General features: G+C 26.7%; 28 protein-coding genes. 1 reads left to right on the top strand and 27 read right to left on the bottom strand.

The genetic code is table 11. From position 1 onward, the window contains the following. Positions 1-68 precede the first annotated feature (68 nt). The 11 genes from efp to dapF all read right to left on the bottom strand — a co-directional run bounded on the left by efp (position 69) and on the right by dapF (position 8,242). Complete coding sequence (gene efp, locus AC4FQV_RS01940; protein WP_003451649.1) at positions 69-626, bottom strand: elongation factor P; 558 nt, start codon at positions 624-626, stop codon at positions 69-71. A 170-nt stretch (positions 627-796) separates the two neighbouring features. Then, entirely contained in the window at positions 797-1,141 is a 345-nt protein-coding gene (locus tag AC4FQV_RS01935; RefSeq protein WP_491164124.1) for a hypothetical protein, read from the bottom strand. Positions 1,142-1,534: 393 nt separating this feature from the next. Next, positions 1,535-2,152, bottom strand: a complete 618-nt coding sequence (locus AC4FQV_RS01930) for a hypothetical protein (protein ID WP_491164121.1) — start codon at positions 2,150-2,152, stop codon at positions 1,535-1,537. 3 nt (positions 2,153-2,155) lie between these two features. Beyond that, positions 2,156-2,539 (bottom strand): type IV pilin, encoded by a 384-nt coding sequence (locus AC4FQV_RS01925; protein ID WP_491164119.1) that lies wholly within the window; start codon positions 2,537-2,539, stop codon positions 2,156-2,158. After that, positions 2,526-2,924 (bottom strand): hypothetical protein, encoded by a 399-nt coding sequence (locus tag AC4FQV_RS01920; protein WP_491164116.1) that lies wholly within the window; start codon positions 2,922-2,924, stop codon positions 2,526-2,528. The genes AC4FQV_RS01925 and AC4FQV_RS01920 overlap by 14 nt, the downstream gene beginning before the upstream one ends. 80 nt (positions 2,925-3,004) lie before the next feature. After that, complete coding sequence (locus AC4FQV_RS01915) at positions 3,005-3,448, bottom strand: type II secretion system protein (protein ID WP_491164112.1); 444 nt, start codon at positions 3,446-3,448, stop codon at positions 3,005-3,007. 6 nt (positions 3,449-3,454) lie between these two features. Beyond that, entirely contained in the window at positions 3,455-3,883 is a 429-nt protein-coding gene (locus tag AC4FQV_RS01910) for a pilus assembly FimT family protein (RefSeq protein WP_491164109.1), read from the bottom strand. Further along, positions 3,876-4,892 carry a type II secretion system F family protein gene (locus AC4FQV_RS01905; RefSeq protein ID WP_491139158.1) on the bottom strand — a complete coding sequence of 339 codons (1,017 nt, stop codon included), beginning with the start codon at positions 4,890-4,892 and terminating at the stop codon, positions 3,876-3,878. Before AC4FQV_RS01905 ends, AC4FQV_RS01910 begins: the two co-directional genes overlap by 8 nt. After that, positions 4,885-6,267, bottom strand: coding sequence for a GspE/PulE family protein (locus AC4FQV_RS01900; protein ID WP_491139159.1), 1,383 nt, complete (start codon positions 6,265-6,267; stop codon positions 4,885-4,887). The genes AC4FQV_RS01905 and AC4FQV_RS01900 overlap by 8 nt, the downstream gene beginning before the upstream one ends. A gap of 108 nt (positions 6,268-6,375) precedes the next feature. Continuing rightward, on the bottom strand, positions 6,376-7,407 hold the full coding sequence (locus tag AC4FQV_RS01895; protein ID WP_491164105.1) for a hypothetical protein: 1,032 nt from the start codon (positions 7,405-7,407) through the stop codon (positions 6,376-6,378). Between the two features lie 16 nt (positions 7,408-7,423). Then, complete coding sequence (gene dapF, locus AC4FQV_RS01890) at positions 7,424-8,242, bottom strand: diaminopimelate epimerase (protein ID WP_491164102.1); 819 nt, start codon at positions 8,240-8,242, stop codon at positions 7,424-7,426. Between the two features lie 92 nt (positions 8,243-8,334). Here dapF and AC4FQV_RS01885 point away from each other — a divergent pair, with 92 nt between their 5' ends. Beyond that, positions 8,335-10,062 (top strand): Rqc2 family fibronectin-binding protein, encoded by a 1,728-nt coding sequence (locus AC4FQV_RS01885; RefSeq protein ID WP_491164099.1) that lies wholly within the window; start codon positions 8,335-8,337, stop codon positions 10,060-10,062. Between the two features lie 49 nt (positions 10,063-10,111). Here the strand turns inward: AC4FQV_RS01885 and AC4FQV_RS01880 are convergent, their stop codons facing one another. From AC4FQV_RS01880 to AC4FQV_RS01805, 16 genes are all read right to left on the bottom strand, one after another. Next, complete coding sequence (locus AC4FQV_RS01880; RefSeq protein WP_491139163.1) at positions 10,112-11,239, bottom strand: THUMP domain-containing class I SAM-dependent RNA methyltransferase; 1,128 nt, start codon at positions 11,237-11,239, stop codon at positions 10,112-10,114. 11 nt (positions 11,240-11,250) lie between these two features. Next, a complete protein-coding gene (gene pyrR, locus AC4FQV_RS01875; RefSeq protein WP_491139164.1) occupies positions 11,251-11,787 on the bottom strand; it encodes a bifunctional pyr operon transcriptional regulator/uracil phosphoribosyltransferase PyrR in 537 nt (178 codons plus the stop codon). Positions 11,788-11,790: 3 nt separating this feature from the next. Continuing rightward, positions 11,791-12,711, bottom strand: a complete 921-nt coding sequence (locus AC4FQV_RS01870; protein WP_491164095.1) for an RluA family pseudouridine synthase — start codon at positions 12,709-12,711, stop codon at positions 11,791-11,793. A gap of 144 nt (positions 12,712-12,855) precedes the next feature. Next, positions 12,856-13,476: a DivIVA domain-containing protein gene (locus AC4FQV_RS01865; protein WP_491139166.1), complete on the bottom strand. Its 621-nt coding sequence runs from the start codon at positions 13,474-13,476 to the stop codon at positions 12,856-12,858. Positions 13,477-13,488: 12 nt separating this feature from the next. Next, positions 13,489-14,250: a YlmH family RNA-binding protein gene (locus tag AC4FQV_RS01860; RefSeq protein WP_491139167.1), complete on the bottom strand. Its 762-nt coding sequence runs from the start codon at positions 14,248-14,250 to the stop codon at positions 13,489-13,491. Between the two features lies 1 nt (position 14,251). After that, complete coding sequence (locus AC4FQV_RS01855; protein ID WP_491139168.1) at positions 14,252-14,698, bottom strand: cell division protein SepF; 447 nt, start codon at positions 14,696-14,698, stop codon at positions 14,252-14,254. 18 nt (positions 14,699-14,716) lie between these two features. Beyond that, the gene (locus tag AC4FQV_RS01850) at positions 14,717-15,376 is read right to left on the bottom strand and encodes a YggS family pyridoxal phosphate-dependent enzyme (protein WP_491139169.1); all 660 of its coding nucleotides are present in this window, start codon (positions 15,374-15,376) and stop codon (positions 14,717-14,719) included. A gap of 96 nt (positions 15,377-15,472) precedes the next feature. Next, positions 15,473-16,204, bottom strand: coding sequence for a DUF881 domain-containing protein (locus AC4FQV_RS01845; protein WP_491139170.1), 732 nt, complete (start codon positions 16,202-16,204; stop codon positions 15,473-15,475). 12 nt (positions 16,205-16,216) lie between these two features. Beyond that, complete coding sequence (locus AC4FQV_RS01840) at positions 16,217-16,555, bottom strand: small basic family protein (protein WP_060670842.1); 339 nt, start codon at positions 16,553-16,555, stop codon at positions 16,217-16,219. A gap of 12 nt (positions 16,556-16,567) precedes the next feature. Continuing rightward, a complete protein-coding gene (locus AC4FQV_RS01835; RefSeq protein ID WP_491139171.1) occupies positions 16,568-17,284 on the bottom strand; it encodes a DUF881 domain-containing protein in 717 nt (238 codons plus the stop codon). 13 nt (positions 17,285-17,297) lie between these two features. Beyond that, positions 17,298-18,044 (bottom strand): cell division protein FtsQ/DivIB, encoded by a 747-nt coding sequence (locus tag AC4FQV_RS01830; RefSeq protein ID WP_491139172.1) that lies wholly within the window; start codon positions 18,042-18,044, stop codon positions 17,298-17,300. Between the two features lie 156 nt (positions 18,045-18,200). Continuing rightward, positions 18,201-19,322, bottom strand: coding sequence for a stage V sporulation protein E (gene spoVE / locus AC4FQV_RS01825; RefSeq protein WP_491164091.1), 1,122 nt, complete (start codon positions 19,320-19,322; stop codon positions 18,201-18,203). A 26-nt stretch (positions 19,323-19,348) separates the two neighbouring features. Beyond that, positions 19,349-20,320: a phospho-N-acetylmuramoyl-pentapeptide-transferase gene (gene mraY, locus AC4FQV_RS01820; protein WP_491139174.1), complete on the bottom strand. Its 972-nt coding sequence runs from the start codon at positions 20,318-20,320 to the stop codon at positions 19,349-19,351. Between the two features lie 49 nt (positions 20,321-20,369). After that, positions 20,370-21,731, bottom strand: a complete 1,362-nt coding sequence (locus tag AC4FQV_RS01815; protein ID WP_491164088.1) for a UDP-N-acetylmuramoyl-tripeptide--D-alanyl-D-alanine ligase — start codon at positions 21,729-21,731, stop codon at positions 20,370-20,372. Between the two features lie 11 nt (positions 21,732-21,742). Beyond that, complete coding sequence (locus AC4FQV_RS01810; RefSeq protein ID WP_491139176.1) at positions 21,743-23,197, bottom strand: UDP-N-acetylmuramoyl-L-alanyl-D-glutamate--2,6-diaminopimelate ligase; 1,455 nt, start codon at positions 23,195-23,197, stop codon at positions 21,743-21,745. A 93-nt stretch (positions 23,198-23,290) separates the two neighbouring features. Next, positions 23,291-25,507 (bottom strand): stage V sporulation protein D, encoded by a 2,217-nt coding sequence (locus AC4FQV_RS01805; protein WP_491164084.1) that lies wholly within the window; start codon positions 25,505-25,507, stop codon positions 23,291-23,293. Positions 25,508-25,589 lie beyond the last annotated feature (82 nt).

Here is a 25,589-nt window from a genome sequence, read left to right as displayed (position 1 = left end):
GCATATTTTTATTTTTATTTATATTTTAACAGATAAATTCAACTTAAATATATTTAAAATAAGTTTAATTAAACTCTTTCCATATATTCGCCAGTTCTAGTATCTATTCTTATAGTATTTCCTTCTTCAACGAACATTGGAACCATAACTGTTGCTCCAGTTTCAACAACTGCTGTTTTCATAGCTGTAGTTGCTGTATTACCTTTAACACTTGGCTCACATTCAGTTATTAATAACTCAACAAAGTTTGGAGCTTCTACTGAGAAAGCCTCTCCTTTGTAGAATTTAATTACTGCGTTCATATTTTCTTTTAAGAACTTTATAGCATCTTCAACTTTTTCATGGTTTAAAGGAATTTGCTCGAAAGTTTCTTGATCCATGAAGTAGTATAACTCTCCATCTGAATAAAGATATTGCATCTCTTTTCTTTCTATTATAGCTTCTTGTAATTTATCAGTTGGGTTAAAAGTTCTATCTGTAACACCACCCATTATAACGTTTCTTAACTTAGTTCTAACGAAAGCAGCGCCTTTTCCTGGTTTAACATGTAAGAAGTCTATAACTGTATATACTTGTCCATCCAGCTCAAAAGTAGTTCCTTTTCTTAAATCACTTCCTGATATCATTAAGTATCCCTCCAAAATCTATTAATTCATTTTATATTATAACCCTTTAAGATAAATTAATACCCTCTAGAGCTACCTTGTTACTTATTTACTATTTAAAGTGTAAAACAACAATCATATTTTATCAAAAGCTAATAATAAATGCAATTATTTTCATTAAATTTACAAGACTATACACCTTTTATCTCTAAAAAACACCTTAATTCTTCTGATTTTTCTATTTTATAAGAAGTTATATGCAAATTATTATTATTCAAAAGTTTTACATACTCCTTAAGTTCTTCTAAAGAACCAGTAAATAATATTTCTCCTTCTAAATCAATATTATTTTCTAAATTTAATAAAATAGCTTTATTATTTTTTATATTTTTTAAAATAGTTCTAAGGTCTATATTCTCTATAATTTTCTCACTTTTAAAAGTATAATTTTTTAATGAATTTAAATAAAGACTTTGAATAAATAATATAAATAAAAGAGCTAATATTAAAATAATATCTATCCTTACTTTCTTCAATTTAACTCTCCTTTTATCAAATAACTATTTTTACTTTCTTCTAAATTTATATTTTTTATTTTTCCCTTAATATTGTAAAAATAATTTATTATATAGTCCTTATAAGTATTTTCAACCTCTACTTCTAACTGCTTATTTTCCATGTTTAGATTTAAAACCTTAGAATTATCTATTAAACCTTCTATATTCTCTATATTTTTTATAAACTCTTTATCTAAATAGACTCTATCTATTTTATTAAAATTTTCAAATTCACTTTTTACTCTATTTTTTTCAACATTTAAACTTCCATAAAAATATAAATTAATTAAAATTAAAAGTAATATGTAAATCTTTATTCTATTTTTAACTTTCTTATTATAATTTTCAACATAACTTTTAGATAAAAATTTCTTATGCTTTTTTATATATATTTTCTTTCACCCCTTCTTCTTTAAAAATATTTTTAAAAAAATAATCCTTTAGTTCTTTTTTCAAATTTTCATCCTTAACTTTAAAGAAAATATTTTCATGTTTTATTTTTAGATTCTCCTCTAAAAAATTTAATACATTTTCTATTTCATAAAAAATATTACTGTCCTCTACTTTCTTTTCTCCTAAAAGTTTTCCTTTTATATAAACTCTTATATTTAAATTTTCAATTTCTAAAATAACTTTATTAAAAAACAAAGCATAAACTCCTTTTAAAGTAAGTTTTGGAATCTTTATAAGAACTTCTTCCTTTTCTTCTATTATTCTTTTAAAAACTTCATCACTTGATAAAAAATATACTATTATAAATCTTTTTCCTTTATATCTTAAAAGCTCATAATGAACTAAAGCTTCATAATTAAAAAACCTATTTCTTATAAAATTTTCTACCCTATCTTCTATTTTTTCCTTTTTATTTAAAGGAATTATTTCTATAAAAATATTTTCATTTAAAATTATTACCTTAATTTTTTTATCCTTACATTTTTCTATAGTTGAAATATCACTAGTATTATTAACTATTAGAGTTTTCCTTATCAAACTTTAAACTCCTTTCTTCCTTTCTAAGAATATCTCTTCCTCTAAATTTTTCACCTTATAATAAGAATTATAAAAAAGCCCACTTATACTATCTTTTCTTACTAAGTTTAAAAGTTCTTTGTCCTTATTATAAAAAATCTTCAAATTATCCTTTTTAAAATCTATATCTTTATAATTATTTAAGGTTAATATCTCCTCTTTTATTAAATACTTTAAAAAATTTTCTTCCTCTTTTTCTTTATTTAATTTTCCATACTCTACTTTAAAATTTCTATGTAAAGTTTCTCTCCTTTCAAAGGAATTATAAAGTAGAGCTAAGGACATATAGCTACACACAAAGAAAATTAAAATTACTTCTATAGATATAAAACCTTTACACTTTTTCATAACAATAAAAACGTTGCTTTTGCTCCTTAACTTTAAGATTTATATAAATTAAATTTTCCTTCTGAAAAACTTTAAAATTTTCAACATTTTCTAAAAGCACTTGACCTGCCCCATTTCTTCTTATATTTTTATAATCAAAATCCACATACAACTTATCCTCTGAAAACATTATTCTATCTTCTACACTTTTTAAAGTTTCACCTTCTTTTTCTAAAAACTTAAATATAATTGAATTATTTAAAATTCTAATCTCTTGTAAATTTTCATTTAAAAATCTATAACTTAAATACATTTCTGCATCTAAAATATAGTTTTTTTCTCTTGAATTTAAAAGCTGATTTTTATACTCTTTAATATAAAAGCTCATATTCTTAGTTAAAATCAAAGTTAAAAGTCCTAAAAAACTTAAATAAATAACTAATTCTATAAGTAAATATCCTCTTTTTCTTTTATAAAAACAATTATCTACCTTATTAAAAATTTGTATATTTTCACCTCTACTTCTTCTTTTATATAAGGTTTAATACTCTTATAACTTATTTTTATATTACTTTCGTAATCATCTAAATGCTTTATATAAATATTAAACCCTAAAGAATTTTCTTCCTTGCTTAAAATTAAATTTTCTAAAAGGAAATCCTTTATGTCTTTTCTTATTAAATTCTCTAACTCAAAGTCTCTTAATACATAAGAATCTTCTTTAAAAGACCTAATATCCTCAAAGGTTAAATTATTTTTTATTTCCATTGATAAAGAAGTCATGGCATCTAATACTTCATAATTTTCTTTTATATAATTATTAGTTTTAAGATACATTTTAAAATTCTTATTTACTCCTAAAAAAAGAAGCCCTATTAAAAATAAAGCTAAGGATAAATCTACTAATAAATATCCCTTTTTCTTCTTCATCTTAAATCACCTTATATTAATTTTCTTTAATCCTGTAGTTATTCGTATTTCTCTTTTCTTTTTATTTTTATCAGTTAATATAATAGTCCCAGAAGTATTTAACATACCTTCCTCTGTTACATAAATAAGATTTTTCATATTATTACTAACCTTAACCTCCTTAAGCTTTAAACCTTTACTTCTTTTAATATTTTTATATATTAACCTATTTTGTGCTATGTCAAAAATTATTTCTCCACTTAAATTATCAATCTTTGAAAACTGTTTAGCTTTTATCAAAAAATCATGAACACTCTTTATCTCTTCTTGAACTCTTATTTCGTAGCCTTTATTTTTAATAATATTAAAAGAACTAGGTATTAAAAATATAAGTGAAATAACACTTAAATATATTATTAATTCAAAAATAGTAAAACCCTTTTTCTTTCTATACATATTTCATTCCCTCAAAGGTTGGAACTAAAACTAAAAGCATCATAACAGAAACTACAAGACCTAATAAAAGAAACATAGTTGGCTCTATCTTTTTTATAACTTTATTTAAACTATCTTCAAAATCTCTTTCTCTTATTTTTAAAAGATACTGAATACTTTTATTAAATAAGCCACTTTCTTCTCCTGTTACTAAAAATCCCCTTGATAAATTCGATATGACGCTTATATTACCTATGCTATAACTTAAAGTTTCGCCCTTTAACAACTCCTTATTTATTTCTTTTATATATTCTCTAAGTTTTAAATCACTTAAACTATTCTCAAAAATCCCTAAGGCTCTACTAATTGAAATACCACTACTTAAAACCATATTAATTATAAAAAGTATTCTAATTTCGTAATACATTTTATATATATTAATCTTTTCTAAAATAACCTTAAAATTTATTACCTTTAAAATTAAATATAAAGAAATTAAAAAACATAAAAAATAAGAAAATATTATAATTTCCACATTCGGATTTCTTTCTACAAAATCAATATACTTATTTAATAAAATTAATATTTTAGAATTATTTATTTCTCTTAAATCATACATATTCATAAACTGAGGTAAAATATATGTTGCATAAGAAAAAATCATAAGCACTAAAACAATAGAAAGTGTTATAGGATATCTAAGTGCTTTTTTTATCTTATTTTTCATTTCAATTTCAGAAAGTATATTTTTAGCACATTTCTCTAAAACTTCTTCTAAGTTACCACTCTCCTCGCCTATTTTTATCATATCTTTCATAATACTTGGATATAATTTTTCCTCACTAAAAGCTCTCGATAAAGATTCACCATTTAAAACCTTTGCTTCAATTCTGCTTATAGACTCTTTGTAAGATTTATCTTTAGAATTTATTTTTATTAAATTTAAGGCTCTTCCTATTGGCATTCCTGACTTTATATATGTGCTTAGATTTAAACATATATAAAGGGACTCTTCCTTCCCTTTAAACATCTATGCCTTCACACTCCTTTAACAAATAAAACTCCTCTAAAGAAACTTCTCCTTCTTTAACTAAGGAAAAACAAGTTTTTAAAAGTTCTTCTCCCCATTTAATTTCTTCTAAGCTTTTATATTCTTTAGGAAATATTATTTCACAAATAGCTTTTCTCCCCTTATAGCCAGTCCAATTACATTCTTCACATCCTACACCTTTAAAGTAATTATCTAAGGTAACAAAATACTTATTAAAAAAATCAAAAGCTTCATTGTTAAATTTAAATTTTCTCTTACATTTATCACAGTTTTTCCTAATCAATCTTTGAGTAATTATAGCCTTTATACCATCTTTTAAAAGATACCCTTCAACCCCCATATCTAATAACCTATTAAAAACTTCAAAACCATTATTTGCATGTATTGTTGAATATACCTTATGCCCAGTTATAGATGCTCTTATGGCAATCCTTGCTGTTTCTTCATCCCTTATTTCTCCAATTAATATTACATCAGGGTCTTGCCTTAATATATGTTTTAATCCCTTTGCAAAACTTAAACCTATTTTTTCATTAACATTTGTTTGAGTTATTCCTTCTATTGTAAATTCTACTGGGTCTTCTATTGTGCTTATATTTATACCTTCCTTATCTATAGAATTTAATAGTGCATATAAAGTTGTTGACTTTCCACTTCCTGTAGGTCCATTAATAATAACCATTCCATGTTTTAATTTTAAAAGTTTATTTATTTTTTCATTTTGTTCTTTCTTTAAATTTAAATTTTTTATATTAATAAAATTGTTCTTCTTATATAAAATTCTAATTACTATTTTTTCTCCAAAGATACTTGGAATTGAGGAAATTCTTAAATCAAAATTATATTTTTTACTTTTAAAAAATATTTTTCCATCTTGTGCTCTTAACTTATCACTTATATCCATATCAGCCTTTAATTTTATTTTATTTACAAGATTTTCATATACATCTTTCTTTATTCTTTTAAGCAAAATTAAAGTTCCATCTATTCTAAATCTTATATTTGCATATTCTTGAAATGGCTCAATATGAATATCACTAGTATTTTTTTCTATACCTAAATTTATTAAGCTTAAAACCTCTTCATCTATAGTTTTTCCTTCTTCTACTCCCTTTTCTCCATAGCAATCTTCAATAAGCTTTTCTATTTCTTCCTTTTTTCCAATTTCAAAAATTATTTTTTTATCTCTAAATATTAAAGATAAATATTCTCTCTTTTTTGAGGTCTCTTTATTTGTATAAAAGTATATTTTTTCATCAACCTCTTTTAAGGAAATCAAATTCATCTCTAAAGCCGTATTTTTAGAAATTTTATTCATAAGGTTCATATCAATATCTTTTAGTGTATAATTCATATTTATACCTCCCTATGAATAATACTTGACCACTAAATAAATTTTTAAACAAAAAAAGTTCTAAATCATTAAAAAAATTTAATAATCTAGAACTCTAATTTCCTTACCTTATTTCATTATAATAAATTGTCCTTTATCTTTATCTATTAATTTTACACTTTTATCCCTTGGGTTATATTTATATAATCCATTATTATCAGCATTTTCTTGAAACCCAAGAAAATATATATTTCCATCTAAAGATATTAAATAAGGATTGTCTGAAAGATTTTTTGGAAAATCATATACTAATCTATTTATAGATTTAGTTTTTATATCTATAGAATACAAACTTTTTATTCCTTCTCCTTTTACACCTATAAAATATATTTTATCTTCTATTTTACATAAAGAATCAATTTCTAAAATATCTTTTGATATTAATATTTCTTCTTTAGTATCTAAGTTGAAAATATAAGAAGCTTTAGTTCCTTCTATAGAACTTTTAGTATAAAAAATTTCCTTTTCACTTAATGGCTCTATATAATCTATAAAAGATTTATCTATAGTCTTTTCTAATACATAGTTTCCTTCTTTTATATTATATAAATATATTCCACTTTTTCTCTTTTCTAAATCAACTCCGTATAAAATTAATTGTTCTTCATTTAAAAACTTAACATTTTCCCCTGAAATAGCTAAATTTTCATCAAAGGAAAATTCCTTAAAATCTTGTAAATCTAATATTTTATAACCTATATTTTCTCCTGTATTGTACCTATATAATAGTTTACTTTCTTTAGGACTAACCATTAATTCCTCAATGTTTCCCTTTACTTCTATATTCTTTTCTTTAATCCCATTAGTTATTATTAAATTAGTTCCTTTATCTAAAACTTCTCTATAAATAGCTAAATCTAACTCATGACTATAAGCCTCCATTACGCCATTAATATTTAAATCTAATTTTTCTAAAGAATCCTCTTTTAATCCATAATAACTAACTTCATCTCCTGAAACAGTAGATACAATATTTTTTGGAAGATTTAATTTTTTCTTATCACCATTTTCTTCAGTAGCTCCTTCATTAAAACTACAACCTAAAAAAAATGTTGATAAAATAAACAACATTAATAAACTTAAAGCACTAGCTTTTCTCATTTACTTACTTCCCTCTCTAAAATAAATATGTGCCATCACAAATAAATGAAGCATTACCTATCATTTTTACTCCATCTTCTTCAATAATAACTTTTAATTCTCCCCCTGGAACTATTACCCTTACTTCTTTATCTACAAAACCTAATTTATTAGCAGCTACAACTGAAGCACAGTTACCTGTTCCACAAGCTAAAGTAGGACCTGCACCTCTTTCCCAAGTTCTAACCTCAATTTCATTTCTATTATTAACCTTACAAAAATTAACATTAGTTCCCTTAGGAAATAATTTATATTTTTCTATATACTCCCCATTTTCTATAGGATATCTTTCCTCTTCAAATATAATAGTATGAGGCACACCCATAAGCAAAGATGTTATTTTAAAAATTTCATCTCCTATATTTATTTCTTTTTCTATTATCTCTTCCCTACAAAGAGCTGGTATATTTTCTGGATTAAAATCACCAAATCCCATATTAACAGTAATATTCTTAACCTTATTATCTTGAACTTCTAAAAATATTCTTTTAATTCCATCTCCAGTTAAAACATCTAATACATTCTTTTTTACTATGCCCTTTTCATAGACATATTTTGCAAAACACCTTATTCCATTTCCGCACATAGCAGCATAAGAACCATCTGAATTTATTATTACCATTTCTACATCACAATTTTCATTTTTTCTAACTATTAAGATTCCATCTGCACCAATTCCAAATCTTCTATGGCACATTTTTTGAGCAATTTCTCCCTCTTTACCTAAATACTCATTATTTAAATCTTCTATTACTATAAAATCATTTCCATTTCCATGCATTTTTGAAAATTTCATATTATCACCTCAAATTTACCTATTATTGATACTTTTTATTATAAGATGTATACTAACTGTAAGTTCAATCAATTTAGAAAGGAAAGAAAATCATGGCTTTAGACGGTATTTATTTATATAACTTAATAAACGAATTAAAAAATTCATTAATAAATTCTAGAATTGACAAAATAAATCAACCTGAAAAGGATGAAATAATTATAAATGTAAGAGGAAAAGAAAATAAAAAACTTTTAATTTCCTCAAGTTCAAAATACCCTAGATTACATTTTACTACAATAAATAAGAATAATCCATTACAACCTCCTGTTTTTTGTATGGTACTTAGAAAATATTTAACAGGTGGAAGAATAATTGATATATATCAAAAATCTACAGATAGAATTGTTTTAATTGATATAGCAAATAAAGATGAAATGGGCTTTGATAGTGTATATACTTTAGTTGTAGAAATAATGGCTAGACATAGTAATATCTCTCTTGTTAGAAAAAGAGATAATAAAATTATGGAATCAATAAAGCATATTACAGCAAATAAAAATAGTTTTAGAGTTTTATACCCTGGAGTAGATTATGTTTTTCCTCCTGCATCTGATAAGCTAAATCCCTTTAATTTTTCAAAAGAAGCTTTAAAAATCCAGTTAAAAGATAATAATAATGAATTAGATGAAAAGATTTTTTCAAAACTTTTAACTGGTGTAGGTAAAAATCTTTCTTTAGAGATGTATACTTTATTTAAATCTAAATTTGAAAATTCCTATGTTTTTGATGATATATTCAATTTTATATCAAACTATTTTAATAATATTTTTAAAGATATAGAAAATATTATATTCTATAAAGATGATAAAATTATAGACTTTTATTTTAAAGATTTAAATATTTTACAAAAATATAATAAAGAATTCTATGAAAGTAGCAGTACTCTTTTAGATGCTTTTTATGCAAATAAGGATAAACAAGATAGACTTCATGGGAAAAGTGCTGATATTCAAAGATTAGTAAACACTAATATAGAAAGATGCTTAAAAAAAATTAAGGTTCTTGAAAATACTTTAAAAGAATGTGAAAAAAAAGAAGAATATAAAATAAAAGGAGAACTTTTAACTTCTTACATATATAGCATAAAAAAAGGAGATAAATCTGTAAATCTTTTAAACTATTATAGCGATAAAGAGGAGTATTTAAATATATCTCTTGATGAAAATAAGACACCTTCTGAAAATATTCAATTTTACTTTAAAAAATATAATAAGTTAAAAAAGGCTGAAGAATCTGCTTTAGAACAACTTGCCATAAATGAAGATGAACTTAAATATTTAAACTCTGTTTCTTCAAGCATACAGGTTGCAGATAATTATGAAGACATTGATGCTATAAAAAATGAACTTATAGAAACTGGATATATAAGATTTAGGAAAAATAATAATAAAAAGAAAAAAGACAAGGTTTCTAAACCATATCATTATATTTCCTCTGATGGTATAGATATCTATGTTGGTAAAAACAATATTCAAAATGATTACTTAACCTTAAAATTTGCTGATAAAAACGATACTTGGCTTCACACTAAAGATATACCAGGTTCTCATGTAATTATTAAAAGCACAAACATTCCTGATAAAACTTTAGAAGAAGCTGCTAATCTAGCTGTTTTTTATAGCAAAGGAAAGGGAGGAAATAAAATACCTGTAGATTATACCTTAGTTAAAAATGTAAAAAAACCTTCTGGTTCAAAACCTGGAATGGTAATATACTCAACTAACAAAACAGTTTATATAGATTCTCCAAGGGAAATAAACTTAGAGAAAATTAAATAAAAAAAAGTTACAAATAGAATTTAGTCTATTTGTAACTTTTTTATTTTAATTATTTTTTTAAGTTATTATCTAAATATTGATAATAATAGCATAAAAGTCTACCATTATAAAGTTTTCTATTTTTAGTAGCCTTTCTTCCAAACTCTTTTTGGAAATCTTGACATGCAGTTAAAATATTAAAATCCCATGTACTTAACTTTTCTTTAACTTCACCAAAGTGTTTATTTAATTTTGAAACAACTTCTTTTTCTCCTATTCTTTCACCATATGGAGGATTTGTAATCATATATCCATACTTTTTCTTAGTTGAAAAATCAAAGAAATTTCTTTTTTCTACAGTTATACAATTAGTTAAGCCAGCCTTTCTTATATTATTTTTAGCTGTGCTTAAAACCCAACTATCTATATCATATCCAGTTATATCTAAAGGAATGTTTTTTATAGATTTTTCAGCTCCCTCTCTAACTTGTTCCCATATCTCCTTATCCATTGAAGGCCAAGTTTCTGAAACAAATTTTCTATGTAATCCTGGTGCTATATTTTTAGCTATCATAGCTGCCTCTATAAGAATTGTTCCAGAACCACAACATGGGTCTATAAGAGGTTGTTCTCCTCTCCATTTTGAAAGTAATACCATAGCAGCAGCTAAAGTTTCTTTAAGTGGAGCCTTACCTGAATTTTCTCTATACCCTCTTTTATGTAAGCCTTCTCCTGAGGTATCTATTGTTAATGTAACTACATCCTTTAAAAGCCCAACTTCTATTTTATAAACTGGTCCATCCTCTGTAAACCAGTCCTTTCCATAACTTCTACTCATACTTTTAACTACAGCTTTTTTTACTATTGATTGACAATCTGGTACGCTAAAAAGTTTTGACTTAACTGATTTACCAACAACATGCATCTTACCATCTAATGGTATATATTCACTCCAATCAATCTCTACAGTTTTATTAAATAACTCCTCAAAGCTCTCTGCTTTAAACTCAGCTACCTTTATTAAAACTCTATCTGCTGTTCTAAGCCAAAGATTTGTTATGGCAATATCCATTTCATCCCCTTCAAAATGAACTCTTCCATTTTCAGTTTTTAAATCCTCATATCCTAACTCTTTTAATTCCTTTGCAACAACAGCTTCTAATCCAAATGTTGCAGTAGCTATTAAATTATAATCCATAAAATTACTCCTTAGTTTTCATATATTTCTACTGAATCAATTCCATCAATTTCTTTAATTTGAACCTTTACTATTTCATCCTTTGATGTAGGAATATTTTTACCAACATAGTCAGCTCTTATTGGTAATTCCTTATGTCCTCTGTCTACTAAAACAGCTAATTGTATAAACTCTGGTCTTCCTTGATCCATTATGGCATCAATTGCAGCTCTAGCAGTTCTACAAGTATATAAAACATCATCAACTATAATAACCTTTTTACCTTTTATATTTAAATCTATTTTAGGGTCATTTAAATTTGGAGTATCACTAAGGTCTGTTAAATCATCTCTATATAATGTTATATCTACACTACAAACTGGAATTTTAATTCCTTCAAATTTTTCTATAAATGCAGAAAGTCTTTTAGCTAAGGGATATCCTCTTCTTTTAATTCCAATTAAAACTATATCCTCTACCCCTTTATTTTTTTCTATTATCTCATGTGAAAGTCTTGTAAGGGCTCTTCTTATAGCGTTTTCATCTAATAAACTTGCCTTAAGATGCATAATCTAACACTCTCCTAACTTTTCTATAATATTTTTAAAATAATCTGGTAACTCAGAATCAAATTCAACATACTCTCCTTTAGTAGGATGAATAAAGCCTAAAGTTTTAGCATGTAAAATCTGTCCTTCTTGACTTAATTTCTTTTGTTTCTTTAAGCCATAAACAGTATCTCCAAGTAAAGGATGCCCTATAAATGCCATATGAACTCTTATCTGATGTGTTCTTCCTGTTTCTAAAGTACATTTAACAAGAGAACAAGAATTAAAAACCTTAAGAACTTCATAATGAGTAACTGCTCTTTTTCCCTCTTTAACTACAGCATACTTTAATCTATCCTTATGATGTCTTCCTAAAGGTGCATCAATTGTGCCACCTTCTTTTTTAAATCTCCCCTCAACAATTGCATAGTATTCTCTTTTTATGCTGTGGTCTTTAAATTGTTCTGCTAATTTTTGATGAGCATTATCATTTTTTGCAACAACTAATATTCCAGAAGTATCCTTATCTATTCTGTGTACAATTCCAGGTCTTATAACTCCATTTATACCTGATAAATCCTTACAATGATATAATAATGCATTAACTAAAGTTCCAGTATAGTTTCCTGGTGCTGGATGAACAACCATTCCCTTCTCCTTATTAACTACTATTATATCCTCATCTTCATAAACTATATTTAAAGGAATATTTTCAGCTTCAACCTTTAATTCTTCAGGTTCTGGTATTTCAACCTCAATACAATCTCCTTCTGAAAGCTTATATTTTCCTTTTTGAACTTTTCCATTTACTAAAATTTTTCCTTCATCAAAAAGTCCTTGAATAAAGTTTCTTGAAACTCCATCTATTTTAAGTGATAAAAACTTATCTGCTCTTATCCCCTTATCTTCTTCTGTTACTTTTATTACTTCTTTTTTTAAACTCATAGTTTATTTGCTCCATTCTAAAGTAAATATTTAAAGCTATATCTTAAATATTATATAATAAAATATTAAATTTCAACAATTAAAATAATTAATTAAAAATAAAAATCTCACCTTAAAGTAAAGTGAGATTTTTTTAAATACTATTTATTCTTCAGCGAAAAAGCTTTTTATTTCATTTACATCGTCAAAACTTGCTTCAACTTCATAAATGTCTTTAAGCTCAGTTTTTTCATCATCTTCAAAGTCAATTTGTATTCCTTGTGGTTCCTCTATTTCAGGTTGTTCCTCTGGCTTAGTTATATTAAAATTCTTAATAAAATCTTTTTCTAAATCATCAAAAGTATCTATTTGGAAGTTCATAAAGCTTCTAAATTTAGCTCTAAACTTTGTAAACTCTTGTTTAACTCTATCATACTCATCATTTATTTGTATAACATCATTATTAGCTTTATCTAATATTCTTTGTGCTGTATCATTAGCACTTTTTATTATTACATCAGCTTCTTTTTGAGCATTACTTTTTGCTTGTTCTGCTGTATTTTGTGCTAATAATAAAGTGTTTTGAATAGTATTTTCAATCTTATTATAGTGCTCTATTTTATCAACAGAACTTGCAAGTTTTTCTTTTAAAGAAGTATTTTCTTTAAAAAGAATTTCGTATTCTTCAACAATTTGGTCTAAGAATTCGTCTACTTCCTCTGGACAATAACCTCTTAAAACTCTTTTAAATTCTTTATTGTTAATATCCATTGGGGTTAACTTCATATAATCACACTCCTATGTATACTTAAATACTGTCAATTTTAATCTACCACTCTTCGTTGTCCCAAAAATATTTTTTATTCTAAATTTTCCAACACCTCTTAAGGTAATTCTTGAGTTTTCTGAAACTTCCTTACTTTTATCTTTTGTTACTCTATAATCTAAAAGGACGCTACCTGAATTTATAGCATCTAAGGCTTTATTTCTAGATAAATTACCTAAGGCTGCAATTATACAATCTAACCTCTTAGAAGTTACTATTATATTTTTCTCCTCATAGCTAGGCTTAGGTATATCTTCTGTATCATAAACTATTTCACATTTACAATTAAGGTTTCTTATTTTAGTTAAATTACTTAATAAAAAATCAATTATACTGTTATGCACAGCGACATAGCAATTATCATCTCTTAAGATTAAATCACCAATCTTACTTCTATTTATTCCTAAAGCCATAATAGAACCTAAATAATCCTTGTGCTCTAATTTTGAAAACTTAGTATTGCAATGAATCCTTAAAAGGCTTATTGGATAATCTGAATATTCATCTTTATTAAAAGCAATTACTCGCCTTTCCCCATCTTCAAAAAAACCAAAACTTTCAATTTTTATAGAAGATAAATTCAATTCTTGAAGAGTGCTCCATACATCTGGAGTATAAAACTCATCAGTAAATACTGAAATATTTTTTGTCCTAGCTAAATTAAATCTTTCAAAGAGCTTTAAAGCTTCAAACTCCTCTAAATTTAATAAATTTATAAAATCTTTTTTATTCATCTTATTTTGAAGCCCAGTTAAACATACCCTTATTACTTAATTCACTTTTAAGTTCGTTTGTAACTTCAACATTTGAAGGAGATACTATAAATACTCCCTTTTCAACCTCTTGAAGTTCTCCACTTAAAGCATAACAAGCTCCACCAACGAAGTCTATTAATCTTTGAGCTGTTCTAAGCTCTAATGAAGTTGTGTTTATAACAACTATCTTTCTATTTTTTAAGGCAGTACATATTTCAGTTGCATCATCATAAACTAATGGCTTAGTTATCATTAATTTTGCAGTATTTGCTGTATGAATATTTACAACCTTACTATTTTTTTTAGAAGATAAAACTGGTGCAACAGATTCCTCTTCTATAATCATTTCCTCTTCAATTACATCATCATCATCTTCAAAATCATCAAATCCTAAAAAACTTTTAACTTTACTAACTACTTTTGACATACACATATCCTCCTAATTTTATTTATATATTCTTTTCCCAAAAATTCCTTGGCCAATTCTAACCATATTGCTTCCTTCTTCAATAGCAATCTCATAATCACCTGACATTCCCATTGATAGAATATCCATATTTATATTTTTAAAGCTTTTTTTCTTTAAGTCAGAAAAAATCTTGTGAGTCCTTTTAAAATATTCTCTACATTCTTCTTCTGTTCCCTTTGGAATTATGGTCATAATACCTAAAACATTAACATTTTTACAAGATTCTACAGCTTCTATAAGGCTATCTAATTCTTCCTCTAATATACCATACTTTTGTTCTTCTCTTCCTATGTTAATTTGAATCAAAGTTTTGGCAACTTTATTATGTTTACCATATACCTTCTCTATTTCTTTTAATAATTTAACACTATCTAAAGACTGTATAAGATGAACCTTATCAACTATATATTTCACCTTATTAGTTTGAAGATGACCTATTAAATGCCACTGTACATCTTTATGAAACTCATCAAATTTTCTTACTATTTCTTGAACTTTGTTTTCACCAAATTTTCTAATGCCAAAATCATAAGCTTCTTCCATTTCTTCAATAGTTCTTGTTTTAGATACAGCAATAAGTTGAACGTTACTTGGAATTTTTTCTGTAAATAATTTTAAATTTTCTTTTATATCCACTTTTACTGTCTCCTTTAATTATATATTACATTATATTCTTCTTTATAGGAATAGAAAATCCTTCTTTTTTGTACAAATTTTTTACAAACTCAACATTTATTTTTTATGTGGTTTCATATACTCAAAATTTATATCACTTATATAAGCTGGAACAACTATATCATCACTTTTGCTTATTTCAACCTTTATTCCTCTATTCATAAGAGTTTTTATATAACTACCATCTCTCATGATTTGATTTTCTATTTTATCTTTATCACCAATTACATTAACATAAAAAGGTGCTGGAATTTTAACACCATTCATTCTTAAAAATTGCCCTCCACAGTATATTTCCGTGTTATATATTATTCTTTGATTATTTATAGAAATTGCCTCTGCTCCAGCTGCCTTTAATTCATTTATAACCTTTATCATATCATCATCATGAATGGTTCTTAAAAGTCTCATAAAATCATCAACAACTTCTCCACTAAAAGCTTCTCCACCATCCTCTAAAACAATTTTTAAACCAGGTCCACTTACTCCATTAGCTCCTGTAAGCATTAAATTTTCACTTACTTCCTCTATCATATCTTTTGAAATTTTATCGTTATCTTCATCATTTTTTGAGTAATTATTTATTTTTTTTTGCAAATCTCTATTACTCTCTTTTAACTTTGATATTTCATTATATAAGTTATTTCTTTTATTATAGGCTTCTTGATACTCTCTAGCATTTAATACCTTTGTAGTCCCTACTCCATCAAAGCTTATATTCATAGATATTAATATTCCAACTATAACTGAAGCTATAAATATAAAAATAGTAAATTCTCTATTTTTCAAAGCACCACCTCTTTATCGTTCCTTGCTTTTTTCTAGTAATATCCTTCTTATAGCTGCAAAGTTATTAAATATTCTACTACCAAAAACTATTACTGCTGCAAAATATAATGGTATTCCTAATTTATCTCCTAGATAAGCAAGTAAAGCCGCTAAGGCTGCATTTCCAAAGAATCCAGATATAAATACATCTGCTTGAAACTCTTTTTTTAAACTAGCCTTTATAGCACCAAAAACAGAATCTAAACAAGCTACTATAGCTATGGATAAATACGGAGAAAATTTATCTGGTATACTTCCTGGAAATATAACTCCTATTATTATCCCAACTAAAAGTCCAATAAATACTATCATTCAATCACCATCCTAATCAACCTTTTTTAAATACTCAGAAGATAGATTTTGAGTAGTTTTAGGTATTATGATTGAATCCTTTTTCTCATACTTATAGTCATAATTCCCTCCTAATACTCCATAGTCCATTTCCCCTGGAAAGTCAATTCCCTTTATTAAATTATCTTGGTTACCTATAACCTTTATAGTTAACTTCTCCTTAGGAGAAATTCTTTCATTATTTCCTATCCATATAAAGTTACTAGCATTTTTTATTCCTGTCTGCGGTGTTATTCTAATATCATTTATAGCTATTGCCTCTGCACCTGAAAAGGCTAATAAATTTAATATGTGAACTATCTCTTTTTCGCTAATATATTCAGGGTCCTTTGATGTAAGTAAAGGAGATTTAGGTGTTATAGATAAAATTATTCCAGGTCCTTCAACATCTTCAGTACCTAAAATCATTCTTGTCTTATCTAACTGCTCTTTTATTTGATTATTTACATCTCCCTTTGAAGTTGCCGCCTCTTCCATTTCCTTTAATCTTTTATTTAAGGAATCATTATTTTTTTGAAGCTCTTCCTTCTCTTTTTTAAGACTATCTATTTCTGCCATTATATCATTTTGATTATAGTTTTCTATTATGCTTTTTTCTTTATTATTTATTACTTTAAATTGATAGGTTAACAAAAAACCTAGCAAAGCACAAACTATACCTATAATAATTTGTGAAGATAACTTCTTCAAAAAGCATACCTCCTTACTTTTCTTCGTATATTACAGGATTACCATTAAAACTTATGTTTATATATCCTTTTTCAAAACTTCCTACAGGGTCATTTATAATATTTACCATTTTATTTAGCTTATCTTCTAAATTATCGGAATTTCCTAAAAGAATTTTAACATCTCCTTTATTAATAATAATATCTGAAAGATTAGTTATATCTACAGAGTTTACCTTTGCTTTACTTTTATTTAAGGCTTCTCCTATTTTCTTTAAAATATCAACTTCTTCTTCGTCTGTGCTCATAGGCTCTCCTAAAAATCTATTATCAACCTTAAGTCCTATAACACTTGGTAAATTCAAGCCTTCTTCTGAACTTTTCTTTTCCATAATAACTAAATTTTCATTTAAAACATAAAATTCACTATCATCATTTACAATAAATGTAGCTCTTCTTTCAACAACATCTATATTAATTTGGTCTGGAAGTTTTCTAGATATTTTAACCTCTTTTATATACGGATTGCTTAAGATTTCTTTTTTTAAGGTTGATGTATTTAACAAGAAAATATTTTGATTTAAAATTTTACTTTTTCCAACTATACTCTCCTTAGTTATAACATTATTATTGCTAACATTAACCTTTTTTATATTAAAATAAGGTGTTTTAATTAGAATTAATATTAAAATTACAATAATTATTATACTAATTAGTATAATCTTTCTTCTAGTCTTTTTTTTCTTCTTTTTTTGTATATATTCATTTATATTCGTACTCATATTTCTCCTTATTTTTATTTTACATTTCACTAACAATAATATCATTTTACTAGATTTTTTTCATTAAGTTTTTAAGAAAATATTAATAACAGTAAAAAAATTACTATTATTTTTTTAATACAATTTAATAAAAAATAAAGGCGCAAAAACACGCCTTTACTTATTTTTTTTATTTCTTTGTCTAGATATATTAAGAAGAATACCCATGGCTAACAAGTTAAATACAAGGGCTGTTCCTCCATAACTTATAAATGGTAGAGGAACTCCTGTAACTGGCATAGAACCTGTTACAACTGCAATATTTATTATAGCTTGTAATCCTATAATTGAAGTTATTCCTACAGCTAGTAAAGTTCCATACTCATCTTTAGCTTCCATTGCAATTTTTATTCCTCTATAGACGAAGAATACAAATAATAAAATTATTATTGTACAACCTATTAATCCTAATTCTTCTCCTATTATAGCAAAGATAAAGTCATTATGTGGCTCTGGCATATAAAGAGTTTTTTGTCTTGACTGTCCTATTCCAAGCCCTGTAACTCCTCCTGCCCCTAGAGCATAAAAAGATTGTATAAGTTGATAACCATCACCAGATGCATCTTTCCAGGGATTTAAAAAGTTTAAAAGTCTTCTTCTTCTATAATCTTCAAAAAAGATAAAAAACGACCCTAATGCTAATATAATTGGTGTTATAACCCCAAACATATATCTTTTTCTTGCTCCTGCAACAAAAACCATAATAAATGTAACAAATCCAGTTACAGATGCAATACTAAGGTTTTTTTGTGCAAGTATTAATCCTGCAAAAAGACCACCAATTAAAAAACAAGGAATAATTCCGCGCCAAAAATCTTTAATCTCTTCTCCTCTTTTAGTAATATAAGAAGCTAAAATAATTACTACTGCATATTTTGCAAGCTCTGAAGGTTGAAAAGAAAGAGTACCATTTCCAATCCATCTATTAGCACCATTTCTTGCTGGGAATGCATAAACAAGAACTAACAAAACTGGAGTAACAAAAAGAAGAATTCTAGTAAATTTTTTTAGCACATGATAGTCTATTCTAGACATAAACCACATTCCAATTAACCCTAAAATAGCAAATATAGCTTGTTTTTTCAAAAATGACATGCTATCTCCACCTTTAACCATAGCAGAATATGAACTTGCACTATATACCATAATTACCCCAATTGAAAGTAATATGATTATTGTATATAAAAGACCTAAGTCAACTTGACCATATCTAGATTTAGTAGTCTTTTTTTTCTTCATCTAAAACCTCCTATTTTAGGACCTCTCTAAAGTGAAGCAAAAGCAATGAAACAAAATACTACTGTTATTATTGAGAAAACAGTAACTATTTTTGTTTCGCTCCAACCTAATTGTTCAAAATGGTGATGTATTGGAGCCATTCTAAATAATCTTTTGCCAGTAAGTTTAAAGGATGCAACTTGTAATATAACAGATAATGTTTCTATTACATAGATTATTCCTATTAAAACTAATATTAAAGGCATTTTTAAAATTAAAGCAACCATTGCCACAGCTCCTCCTAAAGCAAGAGAACCTGTATCTCCCATAAATACTCTAGCTGGGAATGCATTAAATCTTAAGAAAGCAAGTAAAGCACCAGCTAAAGCAACACAGAATATTGCTAAACTTGTGTGTCCTAAATTATAACTAATAATACCTAAAAACGTAATTACTAAAACTGTAACAGAAGTTGCTAAACCATCTAAGCCATCTGTTAAGTTTACAGCATTTGTAACTCCTGCAAAATAGAACATTGCAGCTGGTATATAAAATAATCCTAAGTTAATTTGTCCATTGAAAAATGGTATATTAATACTAGGTCCTATATATTTATACGCATACCAAGTTAAAAATCCTGATACTATTAATAAAAGAATCATTTTTTGACCTGATGTTAATCCTTCATTCTTTTTCTTTAGAATTTTTAATAAGTCATCTAAAAATCCTACAAATCCAAAACCTACAAAAGCATATAAAGCTATCATTGATTCATCTGTAGGGTTTCTAACCATAATAATCATTGTTATTATAGTTGCAAAGATAAATATTAATCCTCCTATTGTTGGTGTTCCTGCTTTTTTCAAATGACTTTTAGGTCCTTCTTCTCTTATGTTTTGTCCAAATTTAAGTTTATGTAGTAGTGGAATTATAATAGGTCCTAATATTGATGCTATTATAAAACTTATTACTATTGCCATTACTATCTTTGGATCTATCATCGACTTTAAAATTTCCATAAAACTCTGCTACTTAAACTTTTAAGCAGCTTCACCTCCTTAGTGCTATTTAGTTTTCTAATAATGCTTTAGTTATTTCTTCAAACTTTAATCCTCTAGATGCTTTAATTAATATAATATCTCCTTCAACTGTACTTTTAAGTAAATCCTTTATAAGTTCTTCCTTACTATCATAAACAGTACAAAGTTCTCCATACCCATCTTTAATATTTTCTGAGAAATCCCCAAAACAAAGTATCTTATCTATTCCATTTTCCTTTGCATAAAAACCTATTTCTTCATGAGCTTCCTCTGACTTATGACCAAGCTCTCTCATTGTTCCTAAAACTGCAATTCTTCTTTTACCTTCTATATTTTTCATAACATCTATAGCTGATTTAACTGCTACAGGGTTTGAATTATAACAATCATTTAAAATTGAATAACCATCTTTTTTAATAAGCTCTAATCTCATAGAAGTGGATTCCATATTTTTAAGCCCTTTTTTCATATCAGAAAAAGAAAGGCCTAACTCTCTTCCTGTTGAAATTCCTAACATAAGATTACTTATATTATGTTTTCCTGGTACATCTAAAGAAAATTCTTCTTCTTCTTTTCCATCGTAAACTGTAAATTTAGAGGAGAATTCTCCTAAAACTATATTTTTAGCTCCAATTTCAAAATTTTCTCCAATTCCAGTTTTTATTATCTTATAATTAGCTTTAGGTAAGGCTTCTAAAAAGTCATCATTTCCACAAACAATAAGAGTATTGTCTTTATTAAAGAAAGTTGTTATTTCCATTTTAGCTTTTAATATATTTTCTCTAGTTTTTAGTATTTCTATATGAGAAATTCCTATATTAGTTATTATACCTATATCTGGTTTTGCTATTTCTGCAAGTTCTCTAATTTGTCCTAATCCTCTCATTCCCATTTCCAAAATAGCAACATCGTAAGAGCTATCTAGTTCTAATACCATTAAAGGTAATCCTATTTCATTATTAAAATTACCCTTTGTTTTAAAAACTTTATACTTATAACTTAATACAGCTGCAACTAAATCTTTAGTTGAAGTTTTTCCTACTGAACCAGTAATTCCTACAACTTTTAATCCTAATTTTTCTCTATAAAATTTAGCTAAGTCCATTAAGGCTTTTTTAGTATTTTCAACCTTAATTAAGGCAACTTCATCCCTTAAAAGATTTAAATCAAAATTAACTTCATCAACTATTGCAATTTTACATCCCTTTTTAAAGGCTTCTAAAACATAGTTATTTCCATTAAAGTTTTCTCCTTTTAATGCTATAAATAAAGTTCCTTCCTCTATTTTTCTTGTATCTGTTGATACAGCCTTTATTTCCTTTATTAAAGCTTCCTTTAATAAAACTCCCTTAGTAGCTTTTACAATTTCTTGTAAATTTAACTCTAGCATTTTTAACACCTCTACTTGCCTTCTAAAATATCATATACAACTTCTCTTTCATCAAAGTGTATTGTTTTGTCCTTTAGTATTTGATATGTTTCATGTCCCTTTCCAGCTATAACAATAACATCTCCTTCTAAAGCCATATTTATAGCCTTTTTTATAGCTTCTTTTCTATTTACCTCAATTATGAAATTATCAAAATCAAGTGGTTTTACTATGTCATTAATTATGTCCATAGGTTCTTCAGTTCTTGGATTATCGGAAGTTATTATTGCAATGTCTGATAATTCACAACCTATTTTACCCATTTCAGGACGTTTAGCCTTATCTCTATCGCCTCCACAACCAAATACAGAAATCATTCTATTTTTAGTAAAGGCCTTAACTGTACTTAAAATATTCTCTAATCCATCTGGTGTATGTGCATAATCTATTATTATACTATAAGGTAAATTTTTTTCCTTTGCTACTAATTCACATCTTCCTGGTATAAGAACATCCTTTAGACCTAATTTAATTTTTTCAATTGGAATATTTAAATTGTATGCACATATTATACATCCTAAAGAGTTATATATATTATATTCGCCAGGAATATTTATAGAAAATTCTTCTATTCCCTCTAAATTCACCTTAAATTCTGAACCATTTGAGTGACTTTTAATCTCAAAAGCCTTAAAATCTGATTCTTTTTCAATTGAAAAAGTAGAAACTTTAGTATTTACTCCTCTTTTTTCTATATCTTTAACTATATCAAGTCCATAAGGGTCATCTAAATTTATAATGCTATGATTACTTCTTTCAAAAAGCTTAAACTTAGCATTATAGTAGTTTTCAAAAGTTTTATGAAAATCTAAATGATCTCTAGTAAGATTTGTAAAAATTCCTTCCTCAAACCTAATTCCATATACTCTATCTAATTCTAAAGAATGAGATGAAACTTCCATAACACAGTATTTAACTTCGTTATCTACCATATTTTTAAATAACTCATGAAGTTCATAAGATTCTGGTGTTGTTCTTACTGCATCTATTTTCTTATTTCCAATGTAATTTGCTATGGTACCTATTAGTCCTGTTTTAAAGCCCGCTTTTTCTAAAATAGATTTAATTATAAAGGCAGAAGTTGTTTTTCCATTAGTCCCTGTTATACCTATTATTTTAAGCTTATCCTTTGGCTTACCAAAATAATTAGAAGACATTATAGCTAAAGCTTTTCTAGTATCTTTAACCTTTATTATTGTTATGTCTTCTTTAGCATTTACTTCTTCTTGAACTATTAAAGCCTTAGCTCCTTTTTTAATAGCATCTTCTACAAAGGAATGTCCATCTACTTTAAAGCCCTTTATACAAGTAAAAACATCTCCTTCTTCTATTTTTCTATTATCATATCTTATGTTTTCTACATTTATATCTTCTATTCCCTGTAAGACCTCATAGTCTAATCCCTCTAATAAACTTTTAAGAATCATTTTTTTCACTCCTTAAATACTATGCACTAAATAAGCGTTAAATTCACAAAATACTAGCATGTGAATTTTATCACATGCTAGTTTTATTTATAATTACTTTTTATCTAATTTAAAGTTTATAACTGTTCCACTTTTAACTACATCACCTTGTGCTATGCTTTGTTCTGTAATAACTCCCTCTCCTGAAAATTTTCCTTTTAATCCAATTTTCTTTAAAATTTCCTTTGCTTTTTCCATAGAAAGGTTATTAAAATCTGGAACTACAACATCTTTATTATAATTTGAAGTAGTTTTAGTGTAAAGTTTAATTTCATCTCCTTCTTTTATTGTATATCCTGGTTTTGGATCCATTTCTGAAACTACACTACCATCACCATCTACTTGATATTTTATTTTTTCTTTATCTAAAATAGATTTCGCTTTTTCTAAAGTAAATCCTCTAACCTCTGGTACTATTATTTCATTAGCTTTTTCATTTACCTTAGAACTGTCTAATTCCATATAATTAAAAATATCATTAAATAAATCATGAGCTAATGGCGCAGCCACTAAACCACCAAAATGCTCACCCTTTGGATTATCTACTGCTATTAATACTGAAATTTGTGGGTCATTATATGGAGCATATCCTGCAAAAGAAGAAACATATCCTGCTCCATATCCTCCGCTTGCCTTAACTTTTTCAGCAGTTCCTGTTTTTCCTGCCATCCCATATCCTTCTATGTACGCTCTCTTAGAAGAACCATATTTAACAGTTTTCTCTAAAGCTTCTGAAACTCTCATAGCAGTTTGTTGGTCTATTATATTGTCAATTTTTTTTGGTTCAAAGGTTTTATCTACAACCTTAGCACCACTTTCATCCTCATGACTTATTTCTTTCATTATATGTGGTTGTATCCAAGTTCCTCCATTTGCTATAGTATTCATAGCTGCCATCATTTGAACAGCACTTGCACTATCTGTTTGCCCAAAAGATATAGTAGCTAGTTCAACAGGTCCTATTTTATCATTTGGCATTAATATTCCTGTTGTTTCTCCTGGCAAATCAATTCCTGTTTCTTTTCCAAACCCAAATTTCTCTATATATTCATTTAACTTCTCTTTACCAAGCTTTTGTCCTATATCCATAAATCCTACGTTACAAGAATTTTCAAGTATTTGGTCAAAAGTCTCAGTTCCATGACCATCTGGTTTCCAACATTTTATATAAGTACCTGCAACATTTTTTCCTCCAGGACAATAATATGTTTCATTTGTTCCTGCTATTCCCTCTTGAACGGCAGCAGCTGCTGTTACCATTTTAAATATAGAACCTGGTTCAAAGGTATTAGAAACAGAATCGTTTCTCCACATATTCTCCATTTTTTGAGTTTTATCTTTTCCTGGATAATTTTCATAACCTTCATAAGGATTATTTGGATTATAATCTGGCTTATTAGCCATAGCTAAAATCTCTCCATTTTTAGGATTCATAACTATTATACTAACATCATCAGCCTTATATTCTTTTATTCCTTGTTCAGCTACTTTTTCTGCAAAGTACTGTATTGTTTCATCTACTGTTAAAGTAACATTTTTACCATCTACTGGCTTTGCAAATTCAGAATCTGAATAAGGTATACCACTATTATTTCTAGCAACTTCTGATATCCTCATTCCTGGAAGTCCTGAAAGTTCAGCATTATACTCTCTCTCTATTCCTCCTTGACCTACACCATCTGCATCAACTCTTCCTAAAACTTGAGCTAAAAAGTTGTTATCTGGATAATATCTTTTTGTATCTTGAGAAACTATTACTCCCCTTATTTTAAGGGCTTTTACCTTGTCTGCTTTATCTTTTTCAACTTTTCTAGCTAAAGTTACTGAGTTTGCTGGTGCACCAGAAGGTAAAGTTGTGTTTATTTTATCATAAACTTCCTCTTTAGGTATGTCTAAAGCATTTCCTATTTCCGCTGCAATTTTATTTAATTTTTCTCTTTTTTGATCATCTGTATCATCACTTTTAAAGGCATCTTCTCTTAAAGTTTTAAGGTCTAAATCAACTCTATAAACATTAGCACTAACTGCCAATTGTGCACCATTTCTATCTAGTATTTCTCCTCTTTTAGCACTTATTTTAACCTCATTTTTCCACTGTTCCTCAGCCTTCGCTCCATATTCCTTGTGTTTAAAGATCATTATATAAGAAAGTCTAAGGGTTAAAACTCCTAGTAAGAACCAAATTATTATCATAATCCAAAAGGTTCTTCCATCAATTAAAGACTTAGTTATTTTATAATCTTTAAATCCTTTGTTTTTCTTTTTTTTCACATTTAGCCCTCCGTAGTAAGTTAACTAAAAGCAATCTTTTATAGTAAGTTACTTTTATGAGATTTAAAATTATTAATTTCTT

This window comes from Clostridium sp. TJA038, from assembly GCF_058310255.1.
This window is presented reverse-complemented; position numbering and strand designations above follow the sequence as displayed.